The organism is Pseudomonas sp. P5_109 (assembly GCF_034009455.1).
Lineage (GTDB): Bacteria > Pseudomonadota > Gammaproteobacteria > Pseudomonadales > Pseudomonadaceae > Aquipseudomonas.
In genome coordinates this window covers 4,887,636-4,909,510 of the sequence record NZ_CP125380.1, presented here as the reverse complement: position 1 = coordinate 4,909,510, position 21,875 = coordinate 4,887,636, and the positions used below count along the sequence as shown (strand labels likewise).

The following is a 21,875-nucleotide window of genomic DNA, read 5'->3' as shown; positions in this document are numbered from 1 at the left end:
AATGTCATTGTCCGGCCAGGCTGGCTCCGGCCACCGCCAATCCATCTTTCCCGTCGCGACTGCTGACTCCAACCAGCCACGCCTGCAATACCTCGGGATGGGCCTTCAACCACGCCTTGGCCGCCGCCCGCGGTTTCTGGTTCTGGTTCAGCACCGCGTCCATCAACTGGTTCTCCATCGCCAGGCTGAACTCCATGTTCTGCAGCAGTTGGCCGACGTTGCTGCATTCCTGGAGGTAGCCCTTGCGTACGTTGGTGTAGACCGTGGCCTGGCCGTAGTTCGGCCCGAAGTAGTCATCGCCGCCACTGAGGTACTTCATCTTGTTGCGGGTGTTCATCGGGTGCGGTTCCCAGCCGAGAAACACCATCCATTCATTCTTGCGCGTGGCGCGTTTGAGTTGCGAGAGCATGCCGGCTTCGCTGGATTCCACCATCTTGAAATCCTTCAGGCCGAAGGCGTCCTTGTCGATCATGCTCTGGATCAGGCGGTTACCGTCGTTGCCAGGTTCAATGCCGTACAGGTGGCCGTTGAGTTTGTCCTTGAACCTGGCGATGTCGGCGAAATCGCGCAGCCCTGCGTCGTAGACATAGTCGGGCACTGCCAGGGTGTATTTGGCGCCATGCAGGTTGGCGCGCACGGTCTCCACGGTGCCGGCGTCACGGAAGGGCTTGATGTCGTTTTCGGTGGTGGGCATCCAGTTGCCGAGGAACACGTCCAGTTCTTTGCCTGAAGACAAGGCGCGGTAGGTCACGGGGATCGACAGCAAGGTGGTCTTGGTCTTGTAGCCGAGGGATTCCAGCACTTCGCTGGCGACGGCGGTGGTGACGCTGATATCGGTCCAGCCGACATCGGAGAAATGCACCGTGGCGCAGGATTCCGGTTCCACTGCCTGGGCCGGCAACGGCAGATACAGACATGCAAACAAGGGCGACGCAAGCAAGAACAAGGCTTTCATGGATCAACTCCTCGAGGGTAAACGTCGGCAGCGGTTTGTGAAGCGGTCTTTTTCTTGTTAGAGGTGGAGCACAACCTGCTTTAACGCGTTGACGGCACTCACTATGGTCGTGAGCATCGCGGGGCCCTTGATCAATCGCGGCAAAACCATGCCGCTTTCGCGCAATCGCAACGCTGGTGGATAACGGCAATCCCTGTCGTTTCCCGTCAAGTGCACGCCCGTTGCGCCCCTACACTGGCAGGCAATCGATCAACCGCTGTGGAGCACGGGATGAATCAACCTGTCGAGCAACTGCGTATCCGCCTGGCCTGTGCGTTCCGCTGGGCGGCGCGGCTGAACCTGCACGAGTCCATCGCCAATCACTTCAGCGTCGCGGTGTCGGGGGATGGTCGGGAGTTTTTGATCAACCCTTACGGCAGGCACTTCTCGCGGATCAAGGCCAGCGACTTGCTGCTGGTCAACGCCGATGACCCCGCCAGCCTCGATCGCCCGGACGCGCCGGACATCACCGCCTGGGCCTTGCACAGTGCCTTGCACCGCAACCAGCCACACGCCCGCTGCATCCTGCATACCCACTCGAAATACGCGACGGCCCTGGCCTGTCTGGCGGATTCACGGCTGCCGCCGATCGAGCAGAACTGCATGCGTTTTTTCGAACGGGTGGTGATCGACGAAGGCTTCGACGGCATGGGCCTGGGAGACGAGGCGGAGCGGGTCAGCCACCTGCTGGGGGATAAGCCGATTCTGTTGATGGGCAACCATGGGGTGCTGGTGGCGGCGCCGAGCATCGCCCAGGCGTTCGATGACCTGTACTACTTCGAACGCGCCTGCGAGACCTACATCACCGCGCTGTCCACCGGCCGTGAGCTGCGTATCGCCAGTGATGAAATAGCGCGCAAGACCTGTCGGCAATGGCTCGAGTATCCGGGTTTTGCCGACAGGCATTTCGACGCGTTGATGGGCATTCTCGACGAAGAAGAACCGGGTTATCGGAATCTGTAGGAGCCCGGCTTGCCGGCGATGGCACATTTGATGACGCCATCGCCGGCAAGCCGGCTCCTACGAAGAGCAAAAGAGTCAGTCGGCCTCGACTGGCCGGTGCTCCTTGCGCAGTGGCTGGCGCATCACCGGTGCGGTCCAGACCTGGCTGCGGTCTTCGCTGGGCGGGCAGCCGAAGCGGGCGCGATAGGTGCGGGAGAAGTGCTCCAGCGAGCCGAAGCCCGAGCAGGCCGCCACCTGGGCGACGCTCAGGCGTGTCTGTTGCAGCAAACTGTGAGCCTTGGCCAGGCGCAGGGTGATGTAGTACTTGAGCGGCGACAGGCCGGTCTGATGCTTGAATTGTCGCTCCAGTTGCCGCCGTGACAGGCCGACCTGGGCGGCAATCGCTTCGCAATCCAGCGGTTCTTCCAGGGCCTGCTCCATCAAGCCGATGGCGCGGCGGATCTTGTTGCCGTACAGCCCGGTGTTGGTCAGGCCGCCGTCCAGTTGATTATCGGCCGGTGCGCGCACCTGGCCCATCAACAGGTGCATGCCGATTTCCCGGGCCAGTTCGCTGTCCAGGCGTTGGCCGATCCAGCCCAGCAACATGTCCAGGGTCGTGGTGGCGCCAGCGCAGGTCATGCGCTGGCGTTCCAGGGTGTAGAGCTGCGGTTTGGCGTGGACCCGTGGATAACTTTCCTGAAACCCCTGCAGGTTGTCCCAATGCACGGCGGCTTCGTAGCCGTCGAGCACGCCGGCGGCGGCGAGCAGTTCGGTGCCGGTTTCCACGCCCATCAGCACCGCGCCGAACAGCGCCTGTTTGCGCAGCCAGCTTTTGAGCGCGAGGTTGCGGCTGTGTTTGTGCACATCGAAACTGGCGAGCACCACGCACACATCGAAACCCTGATCGGCCTTCAAACCGTCATTGGCGACCGTGGTCAGGCCATTGCTGGCCTGTACCGGCTGACCATCCAGGGACAGCAGCGACCACTCGAACAAGGGGCGTTGAGTCAGCCAATTGGCGATGGCCAGCGGTTCCAGCACGGCCGCCAGACCGAAGTTGGAAAACGACGGCAGCATCAGCACCGCAACCCGCAGCGGCGCGACCTCGCCACGCCGCCAGGTGAAACGTGCATCGGTGCCATTGGACGACTGATTACTCATGAGTGATCTCTATCGTTGCTGCGTTTGCCATTGTGGATGAATCCATACCGGGGCATCGACGGGCGGCAGTGGCGGCAAGCCGCGAATCAGGTCGCTGGCCTTTTCCGCGATCATCACCGTTGGCGCATTGGTGTTGCCGCTGACGATCACCGGCATGGTCGAGGCGTCCACCACCCGCAATCCGTCGAGGCCATGCACCCGCAGTTGCGGATCGACCACGGCTTCGGTGTCGCCCACCGGTCCCATCTTGCAAGTGCCGCTGGCATGGTAGCCGGTTTCCGTGACTTGCCTGGCCCAGGCATCCAGCGCTTCATCACTTTGCGCCTGCGGGCCGGGCACCAGCTCTTCACCCCGGTAAGCGGCCATGGCCGGTTGCGCAATGATCTCGCGCACCAGCCGCGCACCGGCGCGCATGTCGGCTCGATCCTGCTCGGTTTTCAGGTAATTGAACAGGATGCGCGGCGGCTGCCTGGGGTCGGCACTGTTGAGCGTGACGCTGCCCAGGCTGGTGGGGCGCATCAGGTCAATGTGGATCTGGAACGCATGACCCGGCACCAGGTCGACGCTGCCGGGTTTGACCGCCAGGGGCATGAAGGTCAGTTGCAGATCGGGAAACTCGACCCCGGCCCGGGAACGGATAAACGCCCCGGCTTCGAAGTGATTGCTCGCAGCCAATCCGTCGTGGGTGGCAAACCAGCGTGCGCCGATCCACCACTTGCCCGGCGCGGTGGTCCACGGGTAGAGCGACACGGGCTGCTTGCACAGGTATTGCACCACCGTGTCCGGATGGTCGTTGAGCCGCCGGCCGACGCCGGGCAGGTCGTGTTTGACCTCGATGCCCAGGTCCCGCAGTTCCGCCGCCGGGCCAATGCCGGACAACAGCAGCAATTGCGGCGAGTTGATGGCCCCGGCGGTCAGCAACACTTCGCGGCGGGCGAAGGCCTGGTGGACCTCGCCGTTGTGCTTGTACTCGATGCCGGCGGCGCGTTTGCCGTCGAACAGAATGCGCAGTGCCAGGGCTTCAGTGCGCACCTGCACATTGCCGCGTTCCAGCGCTTCACGCAGATAACCACGGGAGGTGCTCCAGCGCCGACCGGCGCGGGTGGTGCGATCAACCGGGCCGAAGGCTTCCTGGCGATAACCGTTCAAATCATCGCTCAGGCCATACCCGGCCTGCGCGCCGGCCGCCAGAAACGCCGCACACAATGGCGTCGTCGTATCGCCGGGGGTGACGTGCAGATGCCCGCTCGCCCCCCGATATTCATCCGCGCCATCGGCATGGGTCTGGGCGCGTTTGAAGTACGGCAACACGTCCTGATAACCCCAGCCGGCGCAGCCCTGAGCGGCCCAGCCGTCGTAGTCCCGGGCATGGCCACGGATATAGACCATGCCATTGATCGACGACGAGCCGCCGAGCGTGCGGCCGCGCGGCGTGCCGATCCTGCGCCCGTCCAGATACGGTTCCGGTTCCGAGCTGTAGCTCCAGTTGTAGCGTGTGCCGCCGACCACCAGGCCCACGGCGGAGGGCATGTCGATGGTCCAGCTCTGGTCCGCCGGCCCGGCTTCCAGCAGCAGAATCCGCACCGCCGGGTCCGCGCCCAGACGGTTGGCCAGCACACAGCCGGCGGACCCGGCGCCCACGATCAGGTAGTCAAATGCATGGTCGGTCATGGCTTGGGACGCTCCATCAATGAAAGGTCAGAACACATACCCCCTGTGGGAGCGGGCTTGCTCGCGAAGGCGGTGTATCAGGCAATAAAAATGTCGACTGACACTCCCTCTTCGCGAGCAAGCCCGCTCCCACAGGGACTGCATTTATCCAGTCAGATCGACGTTGAGCCATGAATCCCGTTAAACACCAACCGATGAAAGTGATGCACCAGGTGCTCGCTTTCATTGCTGCGCTGGGCATCGATCATGTAGCGCCCCTGGTCGTAACCGAGGGAGCGCAGGCCTTTCTGCACCGAGATGTTCAGCGCGATGTCTTCCGGCCCCAGATCGTCGTTCATCCACTTCATGCAGGACTTGCTCACCTCGGCCGTCTCGGCATTGCTGGAGTAGTAGCCGAAGCGCAGCAGCGAGCGTTCGGCGTCCAGCGGGATCATGATGAACGAGCCCAGGAACTCCGAGAACGGGAAGGTATAGAAGGTGTTGTTCGGCCACATGCCGATGTTGAAGAAGCACTCGTCGGGGTTGAGGTCCTTGCGCAGGGGCACGCCGTAGGCTTCGGTCACTGAGAGGTTGGCCGGGGCGATGTAGGTCCACCAGTTGTCGCGTTTGCTCAACTGATAGCCTTTGAAATCGATCAGCTTCGCCAGGTCGATATGGCACGGCCCCGACAGCTTGAAGTGATAACCTTCGATGGAGTTGTCCATGATCACCTTCCAGTTGGCCGGCACGATCACGTCCTGCTCCTCGATCAGGCGCATGTCGACCAGGTCCGGAAACACCCGGCGCATTTCCTCGTCGGCACCGGGGAACAAATCCCGCAGGGACGGCGCGTTCGGGTCGAGGTTGAAGTAAATGAAGCCGCCCATTTCTTCGGTGCGCACCTGCGGGATGTTGAACTGCTGCAACTCGAAGTTTTTCATCTTCTCGCAGCGGGGTGCGCTGCGCAGGCTGCCGTCCATTTCGTAGCACCACGAGTGATAGGCGCAACGCACCACGCCGCCGGTGGTGCCGCGCCGTTCTTCGAGCAGGCGATTGCCGCGATGCTGGCAAACGTTGTGGAAGGCGTGGATTTGGCCCTGACGGTTTTTCGCCACCACCACGCTCTGGTCGAACAGGTCAGTGACCACGTACTGACCCGGCTCGGCGAACTCACTGACGTGCCCGGCGACGTGCCAGGCGTGCATGAAAATGTTATCGCGCTCGGCCTTGAACAGGGTTTCGTCATAGAAGTAACGCGAGGGCAGGGTGAAGGCCTCTTCCGGGTCCTGATGGTCCCAGCCATCGATCGGGCTCTGCTGCTTGCGGTTGTGGAAACTGTGCATGGGGGCGATCTCCTCAGTGACTGGCCGCGCGAAACGGCTTCGTGTTCTGAGGGGTAATCTAGGGTGCGGGGCGGGGGCGGTATTGATCGATTGCGACCAGTTGCCGGGGGAATCCATCAAGCGCCGGTTGCTTCTCCGGCGGGCGTTACACGGTCAAATGTGGCGAGGGAGCTTGCTCCCGTTGGGCCGCGCAGCGGCCCCGACTCTTAAAAAAGCGGGGGCCTGCTGCGCAGTCCAGCGGGAGCAAGCTCCCTCGCCACAGGTGTTCAGCAAATGTTCGGGAGTTAGACCCGCTCGAAAATCGCCGCAATCCCCTGGCCACCACCGATGCACATGGTCACCAGCGCGTAACGGCCACCGGTGCGATGCAGTTCGTGGATGGCCTTGGTGGCGATGATTGCGCCGGTGGCGCCCACCGGATGGCCCAGGGCGATGCCCGAACCGTTCGGGTTGACCTTGGCCGGGTCGAGGTCCAGTTCCTGGCTGACGGCGCAAGCCTGGGCGGCGAAGGCGATGTTGGCTTCGATCACGTCCAGGTCGGCGACGGTCAGGCCGGCGCGCTTGAGCGCCAGGCGGGTGGCCGGGATCGGGCCCAGGCCCATGAACTCCGGTTCGACGCCGGCGTGGGCGTAGCTGACCAGGCGGGCGAGGGGTTTCAGGTTATTGGCCTGGACCGCATTGCCGCTGGCCATGACCAGTGCGGCGGCGCCGTCGTTGAGGCCCGAGGCGTTGCCGGCGGTGACCGAGCCGTCCTTCTTGAACGCAGGCTTCATGGCTGCCAGCTGTTCCAGGGAAGTGGCGCGCGGATGTTCGTCGACGCTGAACAGTTTGACGCCTTTGCGATCCTGGATTTCCACGGTCGCGATCTGCTCGCTGAAGTAGCCGTTGGCAATCGCGTGGGCCGCGCGTTGCTGGTCTTCCAGGGCCAGGGCGTCCTGCATTTCGCGGGTGATGCCGTTGCGCGCGGCGACGTTCTCGGCGGTGATGCCCATGTGGATGCCATGGAACGGGTCATGCAGGATACCGAGCATGTAGTCGATGACCTGGGCGTTGCCCATGCGCGAACCCCAGCGGGCGCTCGGCATCAGGTACGGGCCACGGCTCATGGATTCGGCACCGGCACCGACGACGATGTCGGCATCGCCAAGCATCAGGGTCTGGGCGGCGTTGATGATCGCTTGCAGGCCCGAACCGCAAAGACGGTTGACGTTGTAGGCCGGGGTTTCCTTCGGAATGCCGGCGTTCATTGCAGCGACGCGGGAGATGTAGGCATCACGGGTTTCGGTCGGGATCACGTTGCCCATCACCAGGTGGCCAACGAGCGCCGGGTCCACGGCGGCTCGCTCCAGGGCGGCTTTCACGGCCGTGGTCGCGAGGTCGGCCAGTGGCACGTCCTTGAGCGAACCGCCGAAGGTACCGATGGCGGTACGGGCGGCGCTGACGACGTAGATTTCTGGAGTGTTCATGGCTGGTTTCCTTTCGGTGGATTCTTATCTGTACTGCGATTGAGCAGGGCGTTCAAGGCGGTTTTCGCCTCGTCGGTATTCAGGCGCTGGATGAACAGCGTGTTTTCTTCGCGCAGGGTGGCTTCCAGTTCAGCCAGGGACGCCTGCTTCATCAGCTGCCGGGACTGGCGCAAGGCTTGCTGGGGCATGGCCAGGAAGCGCTGGGCGATCTTGAGGGCCGCCGCCAGGCATTGCTCGCCGTCGTCGAACGCTTCGTTGGCAATGCCCCAATTGACCGCTTCGTTGCCGTCCAGGCCGTTGCCCAACAGCAGCAGGCTCGCAGCGCGGGCATGGCCGAGGCGGCGTGGCAGCAACAGGCTGGCGCCGAATTCGGGGCACAGGCCGATGTTGACGAACGGCATGCGCAGCTTGGCGTTGCGGGTGACCAGCACCTGATCGCAATGCAACAGCAGCGTGGTGCCGATGCCGATGGCCGCCCCGCAGACTGCCGCGATCAGCGGCTTTTGCAGGCGCGTGACGACTTTCATCAAGTGGAACGCCGGGGCGTCCAGATGAGTCGGCGGATTCTGCAGGAAGTCCACCAGGTCATTGCCGCTGGTGAAGCAGGTCGGGCCGCCAGTGATGATGATCACGCCGGTCTGCTCGTCTTCGTCGGCGGCCTGCAGCAGGTCGGCCAGTCGGGTGTACATGGCGTTGTTCAGCGCGTTGAGCTTGTCCGGGCGGTCGATGGTCAGCGTCAACACGCCGTCGCGTTGCTCGTGTTTGATCAAATCTGTCATCGCAGGCTCCGCAGGGTCGGTTCAGGCTGCCACTTTAAGCGCCGGACCCACCCCGATCTATGGCAAAACGGTTCAACTGCGCTGCCGCTTTTTGCCATGCCGGTGTGCCAAAAACGACACACACCCATTCGGGGTATGGTCCCGCCGGGTGAATCGACCAATAGTGAGGGCATCCGCTCATCCAGAGCCGAACTCGCTATAAGGTGCATTTGCTATGGGCAAGACACTGCTTAAGGTGATTTCCAGTCTGTTTGTTGTACCGCTGACCTTGAATGCCTACGCCGCTCAAGTGGACGACGGCAATACGCTGCGGCTGTACAACTGGGCGGACTACATCGGTGAAAAAACCATCGCCGATTTCGAAAAGGCCACCGGTATCAAGGTGGTCTACGACACCTTCGATTCCTATGAAACGGTGCAGGCCAAATTGCTCACCGGCCATTCCGGTTATGACCTGATCGTGTTGAATGCCTCCCTGGCACCGCCGCTGATCAAGGCCAAGGTGTTCCAGCCGCTGGATAAAAAACAGTTGCCGGGCTGGACCAACCTGGATCCGCAGATCCTCGAGGACCTGCAAGGCTATGACCCGGGCACCCAGTACTCGGCACCGTACACCTGGGGCAGCAACGGCGTCACCTACAACGTCGACAAGATCAAGGAGCGCATGCCGGACGCGCCGATCGGTTCGCTGGCGATGATCTTCGACCCGAAAATCGTCTCGCGCTTCGCCGACTGCGGCGTGACCCTGCTCGACGCCCCGACCGAAGTCATTCCCATGGCCTTGACCTACCTGGGACGCGACCCGAGAAGCGCCGCACCGGAGGACCTGAAAGCCGCCCAGGAATTGCTGCTGTCGGTGCGGCCCTACATCCGCAAGTTCGACTCGGTCAACTACCTGACCAGCCTGCCCAACGGCGACGTGTGCATGGCCATGACCTGGTCCGGCGACTACGCCACCGCCATGGCCCGCGCCGCCGAAGCCAAGAAGAAGATCGACCTGGCGTACTTCATTCCCAAGGAAGGCTCGCTGATCTGGTTCGACAACATGTACATCCCGGCCGATGCGACTCACGTCGCCAATGCTCACAAATTCCTCGAATACCTGATGCAGCCGCAGGTGATGGCCGATGTGAGCGATTACATCAATTACGCCAACAGCAACGCGGCGGCCACGCCGTTGTTGAACGCCGATGTGCGCGACAACCCGGCGATCTACCCCGATGCACAGACCCGCGAGCGCCTGTTCCCGCAGAAGACCCAGGACGCCAAGGACATGCGGGCGATCACCCGGGTCTGGAGCACCGTGAAAAGCGGCATCTGATTTGTTTCGATCGTTAGTCAATTTCGGTTAGAGGTTTATTTATGGCGACGCCAACACGCAGCGTTTTTTCCCCAGCGGACGAGTCCCGGCTGGTCAAGGCCGACAAGGCTCACCATATGCACGGCTATCACGTGTTCGACGAACACGCCGAGCAGGGCTCGTTGAACATCGTCGCAGGCGATGGCGCCTACATCTACGACACCCAGGGCAACCGCTTCCTTGATGCGGTGGGCGGCATGTGGTGCACCAACATCGGCCTGGGCCGCGAGGAAATGGCCGAGGCCATCGCTGATCAGGTGCGTCAGCTGGCCTACTCCAATCCGTTCTCCGACATGTCCAACAACGTGGCGATCCAGCTGTGCGAAAAACTCGCCAGCCTGGCCCCCGGCGACCTCGACCATGTGTTCCTCACCACCGGTGGCTCCACCGCCGTGGACACCGCCTACCGGCTGATCCAGTACTACCAGAACTGCCGTGGCAAACCCGAGAAGAAGCACGTCATTGCGCGGTTCAATGCCTATCACGGCTCCACAACCCTGACCATGTCGATCGGCAACAAGGCCGCCGACCGCGTGCCGGAGTTCGATTACGCCAACCCGCTGATCCACCACGTTTCCAACCCGAACCCGTACCGCGCGCCCGATGGCATGGACGAGGCACAGTTCCTCGAGTTCCTGGTCAAGGAGTTCGAAGACAAGATCCTCTCGATCGGCGCGGACAAGGTCGCCGGCTTCTTCGCCGAGCCGATCATGGGCTCGGGCGGGGTGATCATTCCGCCCCGGGGTTACCTCAAGCGCATGTGGGAGGTGTGCCAGCGCTACGACATCCTGTTCGTCGCCGACGAAGTGGTGACCTCGTTCGGGCGCCTGGGCAAGTTCTTCGCCTCCTATGATGTGTTCGACGTGCAGCCGGACATCATCACCACCGCCAAGGGCCTGACCTCGGCCTACCTGCCGCTGGGCGCGTGTATCTTTTCCGACCGCATCTGGAAAGTCATCGCCGAGCCGGGCAAGGGCCGCTGCTTCACCCACGGCTTTACCTACAGCGGTCACCCGGTGTGCTGCACGGCGGCGCTGAAGAACATCGAGATCATCGAGCGGGAAAACCTGCTGGCCCATGTCGACACGGTGGGCGCCTATCTGGAAGAGCGCCTGGCGACCCTGCGCGACTTGCCGCTGGTGGGGGATGTGCGCTGCCTGAAGCTGATGGCCTGCGTTGAATTCGTCGCGGACAAGCGCACCAAGAAATTGTTTGCCGACGAGATCAACATTGGCGAGATGATTCACTCCCGAGCGCAGACCCGAGGCTTGCTGGTGCGGCCGATCATGCACCTGAACGTGATGTCGCCGCCGCTGATCCTGACGTTTGCCCAGGTCGACGAAATCGTCGAGACCCTGCGCGAATGCATTGTCGAAGTGGCAGCGGAGCTTCAGGCCAGCGGTCAGTATGGCGGCCAATGAATTCGCCACACAGGCTGTTACCAAGGGGCTGTACTCCCGCTAGACTGCGGGGCATGAACAAACCAGACGACGATACGCTGATCGCGATGCCCTTCGGGGCATTGCACAAATGGCATGGGGGAATGCGCGAGGCATTCGCCCATATCGATGAGCCTGACGCCCTGCAATACCTGGCGTCAGCGTTGGCGCAGTTGGTGTCCGTCGAGTCGATGATGATCAGCCTGGAACGCAAGGACCGCGCGCCCCAGTTGCTGCATCAGCGCGGGATTGCCCAGGAGTATCAGGTGTCGATTCTTGAGCGCTATTTTGCCGGGGGCTATTTGCTTGATCCGTTCTGCCTGGCGGTGGAGCAGGGGCTGGCGCAAGGCTTCTATCACCTGGAGGAAATTGCCCCGGACAACTTCTTCGACAGTGATTACTACAAGACCTATTACCTGAAGGCGGGCTGTTCGGAAGACAGCTACTACATTGTCGATACCGGCAATGACACGAAGATTTCCGTCAGTCTTTATCAAGGTTTCGGTGGTGAATGCCTCAGCGTCGAACAGCTGAATCTGCTGCGCGCCGTGGAACCGCTGGTGCGTGAGTTCATCAGCGAATTCAGCCAGCGCGGGATGCTGCGCAGTCACGAGATCCAGTGCGAAAAAGACCAGGGCCTGCGCGATGATCTCAAGCACCGGGTGCAGTCGGCGTTCGAGCATTTTGGCAGCGACTTGCTCACCGAGCGCGAGCGGGAAGTGGCACACATGATCCTGCGCGGGCACTCGGTGAAATCCACGGCGAGCCAGATGAGCATCTCACCGGAAACCGTGCGCATGCACCGCAAGAACCTGTACCTGAAACTGGAAGTGGGCTCGCAGTCGGAACTGTTTGCGCTGTTTATCGAGTGGTTGCGCAAGCATTAGCAGACAACGCAGATCAAATGTGGGAGTGGGCTTGCTCGCGAAAGCGAACTGACATTCAACATTGATGTTGACTGACACACCGCTTTCGCGAGCAAGCCCGCTCCCACATTGGTAGGTGGTTGACCACAAAGTTTGTAATCAGCAGAGAACCCTGTGGGAGCGGGCTTGCCCGCGAAGAGGCCAGCACAGCCCACAGAGATTCCGGATGAAAATCAGTCTTCGCGCTTCACGACCAAAGTCAAAATGTCATAGCTCGCCACCAGCTCACCCAGCTGGTTGGTCACTTCCACATCCCACGCCACCACCCCTTGCGGGATGCCCTGCGGGCTCTTCTTGCCCTGGTCGATTTTGCGCTTGCAGGTCAGGCGCGCCTGGATGGTGTCGCCGATGCCCACCGGGTTGATGAAGCGCAGGGTGTCCAGGCCGTAGTTGGCCAGCACCGGGCCGACGCCAGGGGATACAAACAGACCGGCTGCTGCCGACAGCACGAAGTAACCGTGGGCGATGCGCTTGCCGAACTGCGATTCCTTGGCGGCGATGTCGTCGAAGTGCATGTAGAAGTGGTCGCCCGACAGGCAGCCGAAGTTCACCAGGTCCGCCTCGGTGACGGTGCGGCGGTGAGTCAGCAGCGATTCGCCGATCTGCAGGTCCTGGAAGTGGCGACGGAACGGATGCACGTCGGTTTCGATGACCTTGGCGCCGCGCACGTATTCGCCGGTGACCGCCGCCAGCATGGTCGGCGAACCTTGCACCGCCGCGCGTTGCAGGTAGTGCTTCACTGCGCGCAGGCCACCGAGTTCTTCACCGCCACCGGCACGACCCGGGCCACCGTGCTTGAGCTGCGGCAATGGCGAGCCGTGACCGGTGGATTCGCCGGCGCAGTTGCGATCCAGCACCAGCAGGCGCCCGTGCAGGGCTGCCGCCACCGGAATCGCCTTGGCGGCGATTTGTGGATCCTTGGTCACCAGGCTGGCTACCAGGCTGCCTTTGCCGCGAGCGGCCAGGGCCAGGGCTTCGTCGAGGTCGTCGTAGGCCATCAAGGTGCTGACCGGGCCGAACGCTTCGATGTCGTGGGCGCCGCCTTCGGCATGCGGGTCGCGGGCTTGCAACAGGGTCGGGGCGAAGAACGCACCTTTGTCGACATTTTCGCCGCGTGGTTCGAAACCGTCGCGGGCGCCGAACAGCATGTCGCTGCTCTGTAACAGGGATTCCAGACGCTCGGCCACGTCTTTCTGCTGGTCGTGGGAAGCCAGTGCGCCCATGCGCACGCCTTCCACCGACGGGTCACCGACCACCACCTTGGCCAGGCGATCACGCAGGCGCGTGGCGACTGCATCGATGTGCTTGGCCGGGACGATGGCGCGGCGGATGGCGGTGCATTTCTGCCCGGCCTTGGTGGTCATTTCCCGGGCGACTTCCTTGATGAATAGCTCGAATTCTTCGTCATCCGGGGTCACGTCCGGAGCGAGAATGGCGCAGTTCAGCGAGTCGGCTTCGGCGTTGAACGGTACCGAATTGCGGATCAGGTTCGGGTTGACCCGCAGCTTGGCCGCGGTGTCGGCGGAACCGGTGAAGGTCACGACGTCCTGGCCTTGCAGGCGGTCGAGCAGGTCGCCGGTGCCGCCGATGATCAGTTGCAGGCTGCCCGCTGGCAGCAGGCCCGATTCGTCCATCAGGCGCACCACGGCTTCGGTCAGGTAGCTGGTGGCACTGGCTGGTTTGACGATGCACGGCATGCCCGCGAGGAAGCTCGGCGCGAATTTTTCCAGCATGCCCCAGATCGGGAAGTTGAAGGCGTTGATGTGCACCGCCAGGCCGCCGCGAGGCACCAGGATGTGGGTGCCGGCGAAGGTGCCCATTTTGCTCAGCTGCATGGCCGGGCCTTCGTGGACGACGTTGCCCGACGGCAGCTCGCGGGAACCGAGGCTGGCGTAGGTGAACAGGGTGCTGTTGCCGCCTTCGATATCGATCCAGCTGTCGGCACGGGTGGCGCCGCTGTGATGGGAAATCGCGTAGAGCTGTTCCTTGCGCTCGCTCAGGTACAGGGCCAGGGCCTTGAGACGCTGGGCGCGCTGCTGGAAGTCCAGTGCCATCAGGCCGCTGATACCCTGGCGACGACCATGCTCGATGGCCTCGGCGAAGTCCGGGCGCTCCTCATGGGTGCGGGCGATTTCATGGCCGTCGATGGCGCTGCGCAGCACTTGTGCGCCGTGTTGGCCGATCCAGCGGCCGGCGATGAAACTTTGCAGAGTAGGGGCGTGGGACATCACGAATGCTCCTGGTTGTGAAAGGTGTTGGCGCGGCCACAGCCACGCCATTCAGGGAATTACCAAAGCGCCAGGGTGTAACCGACGATCAGCCGGTTTTCATCGAGGGCGGTCGTCAAGCCATCGCCGGAACGGAAGGTCACGTTGCGCCAGCGCAGGCTGACGTTCTTCAACACGCCGCTCTGGATGACGTAGCTGATATCGGTGTCGCGCTCCCATTCGCTTCCGTTGTCGACGCTGCCTGCCTTGACGTGGCTGCCGTCGGTGTAGCGGGTCATGAAGGTCAGGCCGGGAATGCCTTGCGCCGCGAAGTCATAGTCGTAACGCAGCTGCCAGGAATCCTCGTCGGCGCGGGTAAAGGTGTTGAACGTCACCAGGTTGACCACGTACGGATCGCCGCCGTTGAGGAACGGAAAGGCGCTGTCGCCGGACAGTTGCTGGTAGGCGGCACTGACCTTGTGGGCACCGTGGGACAGGGTGAACATGCTATTGAAATTGCGGTTGTCGATGCGCCCGGCCTTTTCCGCGCCGTCACCGCGACTGTCGAAATAACGCAGGTCGCTGCGCAGGTTGAAGCCGTTGCCCAGTGGTTGCGTATGCACCAGTCCGGCGAATTGCTGGCGATAGATCTGGTCGAGCTTGCCGTAGTAGTAGCTCAGGTTCAGTTGCGGGCTGAACGCGTAGCTGCCGCCACCGAAGTCGAAGTGATCGCTGCTGGCGGCGGCGTAGCCGATGTCATCGTTGCTGGACGAGTCGCGCAGGTTGGCCTTGGTCAGGCGGCCGGCATTCACCGTCAGGCCGTCGATCTCCTGGCTGGTCAGCAAGCCACCTTCAAAGGTCGAACCCAGCAGGCGTGTGTCGTTGTAAGTCGCCACCGGCAACAAGGGTTGCAGGGTGCCGAGTTTCAACACGCTCTTGGACACCCGCACTTTGCCGGTCACGCCCAGTTCGCTGTAGTCGTCATCGGGCTCATGGCTCTGCGGGCCAAACGGCAGCAGCCCGGTACCACGGCGATCCGGGCTGGAGTCGAGCTTGAGCCCCAGTTCGCCCAGCGCGTCGAGACCAAAACCGAAGGTGCCGTCGGTGAACCCGGATTCGACGCGCGCAGTGAAGCCCTGGGCCCATTCATCGGCCTTGGATTGCGGGGCGTTGTCCTGACGGAAATCGCGGTTGATGTAGTGGTTGCGCATTTCGATACGGGCCTTGCTGTCGCCGATGAAGTCGGCCATGGCGCAAGGGGCGATCATGGGCAGACTCAATGCGACGGCCAGCGAAAACAGTGATTCATAAGGTGCAGTACGAGCGGGTTTCATTATTTTTATTCCCTGCCAACTGATCGGTCGTTATTAGTGTTTGCTGGCGCCGGAGGCACCGATGCCGGTCATCGAACGGATGAACTGCGCCAGATAACGGCCGCGCTCAAGGGCTGCACGGGGTGAGGTGTCGGTGACGGAAAACAGCCAGGCACTGAAGAACGCCAGGCTCATGGAAAACAGCGCCGGGTTGGAGTACGGGAACAGCGCCTTGTCGTGATGCAGCACGTTGACCCACACCGCCGGGCTTAGCACCAGCAACACAATCGCCGAGACCAGTCCGGACAGGCTGCCGAGCACGGCGCCGCGAGTGGTCAGGCCTTTCCAGTACATCGAAAGGAACAGCACCGGGAAATTCACCGACGCGGCAATGGCCAGCACCAGGCCGGAGAGGAAGGCAATGTTCTGCGACTCGAACAGCAGGCCGAGGAGGATCGCCAGCACGCCGATGCACAGGGTGGCGATTCGCGACACGCGTATTTCTTGCTGTTCGCTGGCCTGGCCCTTGCGTATCACGCAGGCATACAGGTCATGGGACACCGCCGAGGCGCCGGACAGTGCCAGCCCGGCAACCACTGCCAGGATGGTGGCGAAGGCGACCGCCGAGATGAAGCCGAGGAACAGGTTGCCACCCACGGCCTGGGCCAGGTGCACAGCGATCATGTTGCCGCCGCCGATGATTGCGCCGCTGGCGTCGCGGAACGCCGGATCGGTGCCGACCATGACGATGGCGCCGAAGCCGACGATGATCAGCAGCAAGTAGAAGTAGCCGATGAAACCGGTGGCGTAGAACACGCTTTTACGCGCTTCCTTGGCATCGCTGACGGTGAAGAAACGCATCAGGATGTGCGGCAGGCCGGCGGTACCGAACATCATGCCAAGCCCCAGGGAAATCGCATCGATCGGGTTGGACAGCAAACCACCGGGCGCCATGATCGCGTTGCCCTTGGCATGCACGGCGGTAGCGCCGGCAAACATCGCTTCAGTGCTGAAACCGAAGTGCTTGAGCACCATGAATGCCATGAAGGTGGTGCCGAACAGCAGCATCACCGCCTTGATGATCTGCACCCAGGTGGTGGCGAGCATGCCGCCGAAGGTCACGTAGAACACCATCAGCACGCCGACCAGCATCACCGCATAGAGGTAGTCGATGCCGAACAGCAACTCGATCAGCTTGCCGGCACCGACCATCTGCGCCACCAGGTACATGAGGGCCACGGTCAGGGTGCCGAAAGCCGAGGTCAGGCGTACCGGGGTCTGCTCCAGGCGATAGGACACCACGTCGGCAAAGGTGTATTTCCCGAGGTTGCGCAGGCGTTCGGCAATCAGGAACAGGATGATCGGCCAGCCGGCCAGCACGCCCAAGGCGTAGAGCAAACCGTCGTAGCCATTGAGGAACATCATCGCGGAAATGCCGAGGAACGAGGCTGCCGAGATCATGTCGCCAGCAATCGCCAGGCCGTTCTGGAAGCCGGTCATGCCACCACCGGCGGTGTAGAAGTCGCTGGCGGAGCGGGTGCGAAGTGCCGCCCAGCGCGTCACGCCGAGGGTGAACAGCACGAACACCAGGAACATGCCGATGGCGTTCCAGTTCAGTGGGCGGGACGCGCCGTCGGCGGCCAGCGCAACATCAGTGACCGCTGCCAGCGGCAGCAGGAACAAGGCAAGAAGGCGGCTCATCGGGCGCACTCCTGCTTGAGTTTTTCATTCAGCGGGTCGATCACGTTGTTGGCGCGATAGACATAGAAACCCGTCAAGGCAAAGGCCAGCACCACGATCACCACACCCACCAGCATGCCTACGGTGGTCACGCCGCCGCTCAGGGATTGGCCGAGGGTTGCGGGCGAGAACGCCACCAGCAGCACGAAGCCGAAGTAGATCACCAGCATGATCAGCGACAACGACCAGTAGAGTTTCTGCTTGCGTCGCACCAACTGGATGAAGTTGGGGTGTTGGTGGATGAGTTCTATGTCTTGCGGGCTCATGGTGACTCTCCTTTGTTGTTTTTGTTTTGGGTGAAACGGTGTATTCGGGTCGGAACCGGATCAATGTGGGAGCGGGCTTGCTCGCGAAGGGGCCATCACATTCAACATGGATGGCGCCTGACACTCCGTCTTCGCGAGCAAGCCCGCTCCCACAGGGTTTAGGGTGATCCTGTAAATCAGAGCTGATCGAAATCCAGCACAACCTTGTCGCTGATCGGGAAGGCCTGGCACGACAGCACATAGCCGGCAGCCACTTCGTAGTCTTCCAGGGCGTGGTTGCTGTCCATTTCCACTTCGCCTTCGATGACCTTGCACTTGCAGGTCGAGCACACGCCGGCCTTGCACGAGTAAGGCAATTCGGCGCCCTGGGCGTTGCCCGCGTCGAGGATGCTCTGGCTGTTGCGCGGCAGGTCGAAGGCCAGGGCGCGACCGTCGCTGATGACGGTGATCTGGCTGACCGCTGAATCCACCTGGCGGGCCGCTTCGCGAGCTTCGCGTTTTTGCTCGCTGCCGGCGGCGGCGAACAGTTCGAAATGGATGCGCTCAGGCGCCATGCCCTTGGCCTTGAGGCTGTCGCGCACGGTCTCGGTCATTTCCTGCGGGCCGCAGATGAAGGCGGCGTCGAGGGCCTTGACGTCGAGCCAGCGGGAGAACAATTGCTCGCACTTCTCGGCGTTGATCCGGCCGTTGTACAGGTCGACATCCTGCTGCTCGCGGCTGAACACGAAGATCAGGTTCAGGCGTTGCAGGTAGCGGTTCTTCAAATCTTCAAGCTGCTCGCGGAACAGCGCGCCGGAGCTGGAGCGGTTGCCGTACAGCAGGGTGACGCGGCTGTGGGGCTCGGTTTCCAGGGTGGTCTTGATGATCGACAGGATCGGCGTGATGCCGCTGCCCGCCGCTACAGCCAGGTAATTACCGTGGCGTTGCGGGTCGAGTTCGACGCAGAAATGCCCGGCAGGCGGCATCACTTCCAGGACGTGCCCGGCTTTCAGCTGTTCGTTGGCAAACGCCGAGAAACGGCCGCCCGCCACACGCTTGACGGCAATACGCAGTTCACCGTCGTTGACTCCGGTGCAGATTGAGTAGGAGCGGCGCACTTCTTCGCCGTCCAGTTGCGTGCGCATCACCAGGTGCTGGCCCTGGGTGAAGTGAAAGCTGTCTTGCAGGTCCTGCGGAATGTCGAAGGCGATGGACACCGCGTCACGGGTCTCGGCGCGCACGTCCTTGATGGTCAGGCTGTGAAATTTGCTCATTGTTGTTCTCCAGCTGGGACGGCCGATTCGCCGCTCAGATGCACTTGAAATAGTCGAACGGTTCCCGGCAATCGACGCAGCGGTACAGGGCCTTGCACGCGGTGGAGCCGAACTCGCTGAGCACCTCGGTGTGGGCGCTGCCGCATTGCGGGCACACAACCTGCGGGCTTTCGCCGAGCAGGCTGCGCTTGCTGGTGCTGCCCTCGGGCGGCGCAATGCCATAGGCCCGCAGGCGTTCGCGGCCGCTGTCGCTGATCCAGTCGGTGGTCCAGGCCGGGGTCAACTTGCGCTCAAGTAACGGCGCCTTGAATCCGGCCAGTTCCAGGGCTTCGCGGATGTCGCTTTCGATCACTTCGGTGGCGGGGCAACCGGAGTAGGTCGGCGTGACCACCACGTGAAGATGTCCGGCCTGCCAGTCCAGGTCGCGGACGATGCCGAGGTCGACGACGCTGACCACCGGCACTTCCGGGTCCATGACCTCCGACAGGATCGCCCAGGCGGCGGCCAGGTCGGTCGGTTGAGCCGGCCGGGCGCCGAGGTCGCTGGCGATCAGCTCACCAGGTTGCATCGGGGTACGCTCGTGGCAGGAACTGCATTTCGGCGAGCAGGATGCCCAGGTGTTCGCTGTGCAGGCCCTTGCGTGCATTCAGGTAGAAGTAGTTCGGCGCCGCGGGAACGGGCAGGGTGGCGCTGGTGAAAATCTGCTCGACCTTGGCCTGCCACTGCGCGGCGACGCTGGCGATGTCCGGGGTGATGCTGGCTTCGCACAGGCGCTGTTCGCTGTCGTCGGCGGCGATCAGTTCCACGGTGAAACGCCAGACTTCGGGGATGGCGGCGAGCATGCGCTTGTGGCTTTCCTCGGTGCCGTCGCCCATACGCTCGATCCACTCGCCGGAGCGGCGCAGGTGATAGGTCGCTTCCTTCACGGCTTTGGCGGCAATCCCGGCAATGCGTTCGTCGCTGGACTGGCTCAGGCCTTGCAGCACCGGCAAATGCCAAGCGTCATAGAGAAACTGCTTGAGCATGGTCACCGCGAAGTCGCCGTTGGGTTGTTCCACCAACAGCAGGTTGCGGTAGGCGCGCTCGTCGCGACGGAACGCCAGGTGATCGGCATCGCGGCCGTCGTCCAGCAGTTCGGCGGCGTATTCCAGCCAGTTGCGTGCCTGGCCCACCAGGTCGAGGCCGACGTTCATCAGCGCCAGCTCTTCTTCCAGTGCCGGGGCCTTGCCGCACCATTGGCACAGACGCTGGCCCTGGATCAGGGCACTGTCGCCGAGGCGCAGCAGGTATTCGATCAGATCGGTCTTGTTATTCATGGTCGACCTCACATGTGCCCGACTTCGGCCGGCAGCTCGTAGAAGCTGGCGTGGCGGTAGACCTTGTCGTCCGACGGATCGAACAGCGGGTCTTTTTCATCCGGCGACGAGGCGGTGATCAATGCCGAAGGCACCACCCACAGGCTTACGCCTTCGCTGCGACGGGTGTAGAGCTCGCGCGCGTTCTCGATGGCCATGGTGGTGTCGGCGGCATGCACGCTGCCGACATGCTTGTGGTTGAGGCCGTGCTTGCTGCGCACGAAGACTTCGAAGAGGGTCCACTCGGACATTTCAGTTACTCCACATCAGGTGGCCGGATCAGGCGGCGTTCTTGTTTTGTTTTTTACGGGCATGGGCGACGGCGGCTTCACGAACCCAGGCACCGTCTTCAATCGCCTTGCGGCGGGTGGCGACGCGTTCCTGGTTGCACGGGCCGTTGCCCTTGAGCACTTCGTAGAATTCGTTCCACTGGATTTCGCCGAAGTCGTAGTGGCCGCGTTCGGCGTTCCACTTCAGGTCCGGGTCGGGGCAGGTGCAGCCCAGCAGTTCCAGCTGCGGGATGGTCTGGTCGACGAAGCGCTGGCGCAGTTCGTCGTTGCTCTGGCGCTTGATTTTCCAGGCCATGGACTGGGCACTGTTGGGCGAGTGTTCGTCGCTTGGGCCGAACATCATCAGCGACGGCCACCAGAGGCGGTTGATCGCGTCCTGGACCATGTCTTTTTGCGCCTGGGTACCGTGGCGCATCATGGTCAGGAGGATTTCGTAGCCCTGGCGCTGGTGGAAGCTCTCTTCCTTGCAGATGCGCACCATGGCCCGGGAGTAGGGGCCGTAGGAGGTGCGCTGCAGCACCACCTGGTTGACGATCGCGGCGCCATCGACCAGCCAGCCCACCGCGCCCATGTCGGCCCAGTTCAGCGTCGGGTAATTGAAGATGCTCGAGTACTTGGCCTTGCCGCTGTGCAGCTTGGCGACTTCTTCATCGCGGTCGGCGCCCAGGGTTTCCATGGCGCTGTACAGGTACAGGCCGTGGCCGGCTTCGTCCTGGATCTTGGCCATCAACTGCAGTTTGCGCTTGAGGCTGGGTGCGCGGGTGACCCAGTTGCCTTCGGGCAGCATGCCGACGATTTCGGAGTGGGCGTGCTGGGAAATCTGCCGGATCAGGGTCTGGCGGTAGGCATCTGGCATCCAGTTCTTGGCTTCGATCTTGATTTCTGAATCGATTTTTTCCTGGAATGCGCGTTCCTGTTCGGACATTTCCGAGAGGTCCTTGATGCGCTTTACGCCTGTTTCTACTAGCTGTGCGTACATTTTTGAGTTCCCGCCTTGAATCTGTTCTGGGGCATTGGGAACTTTATAAGCGATACAGAAATTAATATCAAACTGAAAATGACGTGTCGTATTTGTTTTTTGTATCGCTTTGGGTGGTGGGCGCTTTTTTGGGGGGGGGTACATATCCGTTTCTGTGGTAACGGCGGCTTTTGGTTTCGCCCTTACGGCGAGTCCCTTTTGGCAAACGCCCCAAAAGGAACCAAAAGGTCACGCCCCTGGCGTCCGGCCCCTCGCTTAGGCTCGGGGTTCCTTCGCTCCGGCATTCATCCGGGGGCATCGCCCTCCGGTTGGCTTCGCTGGCACCTACATGCGATGAGTTCGACTGCGTCGAACGGCGCTGCGCGCCCATCCCCGGATGAACACCTCCGCTCAGCCTCCCGAGGGGGCGGGT

General features: G+C 62.3%; 19 protein-coding genes. 4 read left to right on the top strand and 15 right to left on the bottom strand.

Annotated features, from left to right (window positions below):
* Positions 1-4: 4 nt before the first annotated feature.
* The gene (locus QMK54_RS21850) at positions 5-955 is read right to left on the bottom strand and encodes a choline ABC transporter substrate-binding protein (RefSeq protein WP_223592161.1); all 951 of its coding nucleotides are present in this window, start codon (positions 953-955) and stop codon (positions 5-7) included.
* 270 nt (positions 956-1,225) lie between these two features.
* Here QMK54_RS21850 and QMK54_RS21845 point away from each other — a divergent pair, with 270 nt between their 5' ends.
* The gene (locus QMK54_RS21845; protein WP_320401329.1) at positions 1,226-1,957 is read left to right on the top strand and encodes a class II aldolase and adducin N-terminal domain-containing protein; all 732 of its coding nucleotides are present in this window, start codon (positions 1,226-1,228) and stop codon (positions 1,955-1,957) included.
* Between the two features lie 75 nt (positions 1,958-2,032).
* Here the strand turns inward: QMK54_RS21845 and QMK54_RS21840 are convergent, their stop codons facing one another.
* The 5 genes from QMK54_RS21840 to QMK54_RS21820 form a co-directional block, all read right to left on the bottom strand.
* Entirely contained in the window at positions 2,033-3,097 is a 1,065-nt protein-coding gene (locus QMK54_RS21840; protein ID WP_110660339.1) for a GlxA family transcriptional regulator, read from the bottom strand.
* A 9-nt stretch (positions 3,098-3,106) separates the two neighbouring features.
* A complete protein-coding gene (locus QMK54_RS21835; RefSeq protein ID WP_320401328.1) occupies positions 3,107-4,768 on the bottom strand; it encodes a choline dehydrogenase in 1,662 nt (553 codons plus the stop codon).
* Positions 4,769-4,920: 152 nt separating this feature from the next.
* Entirely contained in the window at positions 4,921-6,090 is a 1,170-nt protein-coding gene (locus tag QMK54_RS21830; protein WP_110660337.1) for an aromatic ring-hydroxylating oxygenase subunit alpha, read from the bottom strand.
* A gap of 284 nt (positions 6,091-6,374) precedes the next feature.
* The gene (locus tag QMK54_RS21825) at positions 6,375-7,556 is read right to left on the bottom strand and encodes an acetyl-CoA C-acyltransferase family protein (protein WP_150725755.1); all 1,182 of its coding nucleotides are present in this window, start codon (positions 7,554-7,556) and stop codon (positions 6,375-6,377) included.
* A complete protein-coding gene (locus QMK54_RS21820) occupies positions 7,553-8,335 on the bottom strand; it encodes an enoyl-CoA hydratase-related protein (RefSeq protein ID WP_320401327.1) in 783 nt (260 codons plus the stop codon). Before QMK54_RS21820 ends, QMK54_RS21825 begins: the two co-directional genes overlap by 4 nt.
* A 214-nt stretch (positions 8,336-8,549) precedes the next feature.
* Between QMK54_RS21820 and QMK54_RS21815 the strand changes: the two genes are divergently transcribed.
* The 3 genes from QMK54_RS21815 to QMK54_RS21805 are packed head-to-tail and all read left to right on the top strand — an operon-like array spanning position 8,550 to position 12,021.
* Positions 8,550-9,656 (top strand): polyamine ABC transporter substrate-binding protein, encoded by a 1,107-nt coding sequence (locus tag QMK54_RS21815; protein ID WP_110660305.1) that lies wholly within the window; start codon positions 8,550-8,552, stop codon positions 9,654-9,656.
* 41 nt (positions 9,657-9,697) lie between these two features.
* Positions 9,698-11,116 (top strand): aminotransferase, encoded by a 1,419-nt coding sequence (locus QMK54_RS21810; protein ID WP_320401326.1) that lies wholly within the window; start codon positions 9,698-9,700, stop codon positions 11,114-11,116.
* Positions 11,113-12,021, top strand: coding sequence for a helix-turn-helix domain-containing protein (locus tag QMK54_RS21805; protein ID WP_320401325.1), 909 nt, complete (start codon positions 11,113-11,115; stop codon positions 12,019-12,021). Before QMK54_RS21810 ends, QMK54_RS21805 begins: the two co-directional genes overlap by 4 nt.
* A gap of 212 nt (positions 12,022-12,233) precedes the next feature.
* On the opposite strand, the gene paaZ is transcribed toward QMK54_RS21805, so the two are convergent.
* The 9 genes from paaZ to paaA all read right to left on the bottom strand — a co-directional run bounded on the left by paaZ (position 12,234) and on the right by paaA (position 21,463).
* A complete protein-coding gene (gene paaZ / locus QMK54_RS21800; RefSeq protein ID WP_320401324.1) occupies positions 12,234-14,288 on the bottom strand; it encodes a phenylacetic acid degradation bifunctional protein PaaZ in 2,055 nt (684 codons plus the stop codon).
* 59 nt (positions 14,289-14,347) lie between these two features.
* On the bottom strand, positions 14,348-15,601 hold the full coding sequence (locus QMK54_RS21795) for an OprD family porin (RefSeq protein WP_320401323.1): 1,254 nt from the start codon (positions 15,599-15,601) through the stop codon (positions 14,348-14,350).
* A gap of 33 nt (positions 15,602-15,634) precedes the next feature.
* Positions 15,635-17,281, bottom strand: coding sequence for a cation acetate symporter (locus QMK54_RS21790; RefSeq protein WP_320401322.1), 1,647 nt, complete (start codon positions 17,279-17,281; stop codon positions 15,635-15,637).
* Positions 17,278-17,586: a DUF485 domain-containing protein gene (locus QMK54_RS21785; protein WP_110663183.1), complete on the bottom strand. Its 309-nt coding sequence runs from the start codon at positions 17,584-17,586 to the stop codon at positions 17,278-17,280. The genes QMK54_RS21790 and QMK54_RS21785 overlap by 4 nt, the downstream gene beginning before the upstream one ends.
* 176 nt (positions 17,587-17,762) lie before the next feature.
* Positions 17,763-18,839: a 1,2-phenylacetyl-CoA epoxidase subunit PaaE gene (paaE, locus tag QMK54_RS21780; protein ID WP_223592224.1), complete on the bottom strand. Its 1,077-nt coding sequence runs from the start codon at positions 18,837-18,839 to the stop codon at positions 17,763-17,765.
* 34 nt (positions 18,840-18,873) lie between these two features.
* Positions 18,874-19,407 carry a 1,2-phenylacetyl-CoA epoxidase subunit PaaD gene (paaD, locus tag QMK54_RS21775; RefSeq protein ID WP_110662294.1) on the bottom strand — a complete coding sequence of 178 codons (534 nt, stop codon included), beginning with the start codon at positions 19,405-19,407 and terminating at the stop codon, positions 18,874-18,876.
* Positions 19,394-20,155 carry a 1,2-phenylacetyl-CoA epoxidase subunit PaaC gene (gene paaC, locus QMK54_RS21770; protein WP_223592227.1) on the bottom strand — a complete coding sequence of 254 codons (762 nt, stop codon included), beginning with the start codon at positions 20,153-20,155 and terminating at the stop codon, positions 19,394-19,396. Before paaC ends, paaD begins: the two co-directional genes overlap by 14 nt.
* Positions 20,156-20,163: 8 nt before the next feature.
* Positions 20,164-20,445 carry a 1,2-phenylacetyl-CoA epoxidase subunit PaaB gene (gene paaB / locus QMK54_RS21765; RefSeq protein WP_007943393.1) on the bottom strand — a complete coding sequence of 94 codons (282 nt, stop codon included), beginning with the start codon at positions 20,443-20,445 and terminating at the stop codon, positions 20,164-20,166.
* Between the two features lie 28 nt (positions 20,446-20,473).
* Positions 20,474-21,463: a 1,2-phenylacetyl-CoA epoxidase subunit PaaA gene (gene paaA / locus QMK54_RS21760; RefSeq protein WP_223592229.1), complete on the bottom strand. Its 990-nt coding sequence runs from the start codon at positions 21,461-21,463 to the stop codon at positions 20,474-20,476.
* Between the last annotated feature and the right edge of the window lie 412 nt (positions 21,464-21,875).